Raw genomic sequence first — 385 nt, forward strand, 5'->3', positions numbered from 1 at the left:
GTGCCGGTCAACGACCCCGCACTGCCTGCGGGGTGGGCGGCACAGCCGAAATGGGACGGCTACCGCGCGCTGGCCGGCCGATGGGCCGACGGCCGTGTCGCCGTACAGAGTCGTCACGGCAGCGATCTGGCCCGGGCGTTCCCGGAGATCGAGGAGGCCGTCCGGCGGCTGCCGGACGATACGGCGGTCGACTGCGAGCTCATCGTGTGGGAGGCGGGCCGGCTCGCGTTCGAGCGTCTCCAACAACGCATGCACCACCACGGTGCGACCGCCGCCCGCGCGGCCCTCGAGCTCCCGGCCCACCTGGTCGCGTTCGACCTGCTGCGCATGAACGGCCGGGACCTGACCGGCCTCCCCTTCAGCGAACGCTACGCCGCACTGGCGG

The 385-nt window shown here is 73.2% G+C and carries 1 pseudogene; it reads left to right on the forward strand.

Going from position 1 to position 385, the window contains the following annotated elements:
- Positions 1 to 385 (forward strand): annotated as a pseudogene (locus TN53_RS42835) (ATP-dependent DNA ligase); the annotation flags it as partial.

Source organism: Streptomyces sp. WM6386 (assembly GCF_000972385.1).
In the GTDB taxonomy this organism is placed as follows: domain Bacteria; phylum Actinomycetota; class Actinomycetes; order Streptomycetales; family Streptomycetaceae; genus Streptomyces.